4 protein-coding genes are annotated in these 2154 nt (G+C 45.8%); 2 read left to right on the plus strand and 2 right to left on the minus strand.

The window, feature by feature from the left end; translation table 11 throughout:
- The first annotated feature begins 233 nt into the window (after nucleotides 1–233).
- Entirely contained in the window at nucleotides 234–704 is a 471-nt protein-coding gene (locus GTGU_RS10535; RefSeq protein ID WP_038156533.1) for a hypothetical protein, read from the plus strand.
- Between the two features lie 73 nt (nucleotides 705–777).
- Here GTGU_RS10535 and GTGU_RS10540 read toward each other — a convergent pair whose 3' ends face one another.
- A complete protein-coding gene (locus tag GTGU_RS10540) occupies nucleotides 778–1011 on the minus strand; it encodes a hypothetical protein (RefSeq protein WP_038156535.1) in 234 nt (77 codons plus the stop codon).
- A 1-nt stretch (nucleotide 1012) separates the two neighbouring features.
- Entirely contained in the window at nucleotides 1013–1252 is a 240-nt protein-coding gene (locus GTGU_RS10545; RefSeq protein ID WP_038156538.1) for a helix-turn-helix domain-containing protein, read from the minus strand.
- A gap of 98 nt (nucleotides 1253–1350) precedes the next feature.
- Between GTGU_RS10545 and GTGU_RS10550 the strand changes: the two genes are divergently transcribed.
- The gene (locus tag GTGU_RS10550; protein ID WP_038156542.1) at nucleotides 1351–2046 is read left to right on the plus strand and encodes an XRE family transcriptional regulator; all 696 of its coding nucleotides are present in this window, start codon (nucleotides 1351–1353) and stop codon (nucleotides 2044–2046) included.
- Nucleotides 2047–2154 lie beyond the last annotated feature (108 nt).

The following is a 2154-nucleotide window of genomic DNA, read 5'->3' on the forward strand; positions in this document are numbered from 1 at the left end:
TGTGCATGCTCGCGGGCGTCACCTTTATTGGGGCCGGAAACTTACCCGTGTCCGGCGCACGAACTCCACCTTCCACGTGGAGAACTCCATCAAAACAAGCCCATGGAGGGTAAAATGCTTATTAATCAATTTGGTGATTTACCAGGTCCAAGCCCTGACTCCCAGGTTCCTTACCGTCCGGGGCCGACTCCGGCACCTGCGCCAAAACCACCAACAAAACCGTGAGGCTGCATATGACCCGTGAATCAATACTTTTCAATGTTCGTTACTCGTTCCACATTGAAATGATGCAAGCGACTTTCTATAACAGACTCGATAAGCTATTGACGTTTGTACAGATTGTTCTCGGGTCTGCCCTCTTTGCGTCTTATGGCAGTGCTCCTCTTTTTGGAGGCATAATTGCCGTGATTTCAGTTGCCAGCTTCATATGGCAGCCAGGGAAAGCGGCAATGATGTGTGAAACTCAATCCAGAAAAATGAAAGAGCTGATAAACAAGCCTTCTGGTTTTTCTGATGAAGAACTCCATTCCGCATACCTCAGGGCTGAAGAGAGTGACAACCACACTCTCGGATTACTCCGCGACGCCGCACATAAAAGAGCACTTATTGCGTCAGGTTGTTCGGCAGAAGCAAAAGCGTTGTCCTTAAGTTTTCCGGAAAAAATCGCTGCCTGGTTTGCGGGAGACCTGCCAAAAGACGGCTAACCCACCAAACCAAAGGCGCTGTAGATAAAACCGCGAAATAGCCGGAAATCTTTCAGTATCAACTCGCACTGTTTTAGGTTTCCCCATAAATCTGAATAAATTCGCTCATGGACATAAATCCGGCGTCGAGGCGCAATAAATCCTTTTCTTTGCGTGAGTTCTCGACAATTCCGAGAGTTGAAGCAGCTTTTTTAACAATCGCTTCAACTCTTTCCTTCCGTTCCTTCTCAATCTCTGCAACCGTGTCCGCAAGCATGGATATGAGTTTTTCCGCCAGTAATTCATTAGCTAAAAGTTTGTATGTCATGTCACACCTCTGCTGAGTCGCTGGCTCCGGCCTGGTTCATATAACGCTGTGGATAAAGAATCTGGAGTTCGTTAATCTGACCAGGAAATAAACTAACCAGCCTTTCCGCTACATCCGGCGTAGCTTTTTGCTGTCCCCGCTCAATCCGGCTTAAGTTGGATTGATCAATGCCCACCATTTTTGCAACATGTGATAGCGTCAGGTGCTGCGATTTACGCAAAACCCTCAACGGTGATTGCATAAAACCTCCTTAGATTGCGTTTCTTGCATATTAACGTGAGATTTTAACTTGCGCAAGTAGCTTTGCTCATTCCGCAAAAACAACATGTAATAAGACGTATGAACATAGGAAATCGCATTAGAGAATTGCGCCTCGCCAGAGGCATGAAAATTGCTGACCTTGCTGATGCTGTTGGTATCGACGGAGCTAATGTTTCGCGCGTAGAAACAGGAAAGCAAAAATCATTCACAGAACAATCACTTAGCAAATATGCAGCCGCTCTTGGTGTTGATGTTGCTGAATTCTTTACATCTACTACAAATGACACTACTGTTTATAAACCCAGTAAAGATAATCTGGTTTATAGAGAGGGTGGCGCGGTGTTTAGAATCGAAATGCTTGATGTCAGCGCCAGCGCTGGCATGGGCTACATCCAGAGTGGTGACGTGATTGATGTAATAAGATCTATCGAATATAACAACGAGCAAGCCGCCTCCCTGTTTGGTGGAAGAGCACCAGATACAGTTAAAGTGGTCAACGTCCGTGGTGACAGCATGGCCGGTACCATAGAGCCTGGCGACCTGATATTTGTTGATGTTTCGATCAGCTCATTCGATGGGGATGGCATATACGTATTTGGCTTTGATGATAAAATTTACGTAAAACGGTTACAGATGGTTCCGGATAAAATCCTGGTGATATCTGATAATCCAAAGTACAAAGAGTGGGCTGTAGACCAGTCTAACGAAGAGCGCTTTTATGTGTTTGGTAAAGTGATGCTAAGCCAGTCACAGGCAATGAAAAGACACGGATAACCCACGTTCCAGCCAGCCGCCGCCTTAATGGCGGCTTTTTTTTGCGCCAAACGTTGCGATTTTCGCATTTTTTGTATTGCGCATTTCGCAATACTGGTTTATGGTGAA

It is taken from the genome of Trabulsiella guamensis ATCC 49490, from assembly GCF_000734965.1.
In the GTDB taxonomy this organism is placed as follows: domain Bacteria; phylum Pseudomonadota; class Gammaproteobacteria; order Enterobacterales; family Enterobacteriaceae; genus Trabulsiella; species Trabulsiella guamensis.

Coding starts and splice junctions, on each gene's coding strand:
- GTGU_RS10540 (WP_038156535.1), bottom strand. CDS start 1,011: ATGACATACAAACTTTTAGCTAATGAATTACTGGCGGAAAAACTCATA.
- GTGU_RS10550 (WP_038156542.1), top strand. CDS start 1,351: ATGAACATAGGAAATCGCATTAGAGAATTGCGCCTCGCCAGAGGCATG.
- GTGU_RS10535 (WP_038156533.1), top strand. CDS start 234: ATGACCCGTGAATCAATACTTTTCAATGTTCGTTACTCGTTCCACATT.
- GTGU_RS10545 (WP_038156538.1), bottom strand. CDS start 1,252: ATGCAATCACCGTTGAGGGTTTTGCGTAAATCGCAGCACCTGACGCTA.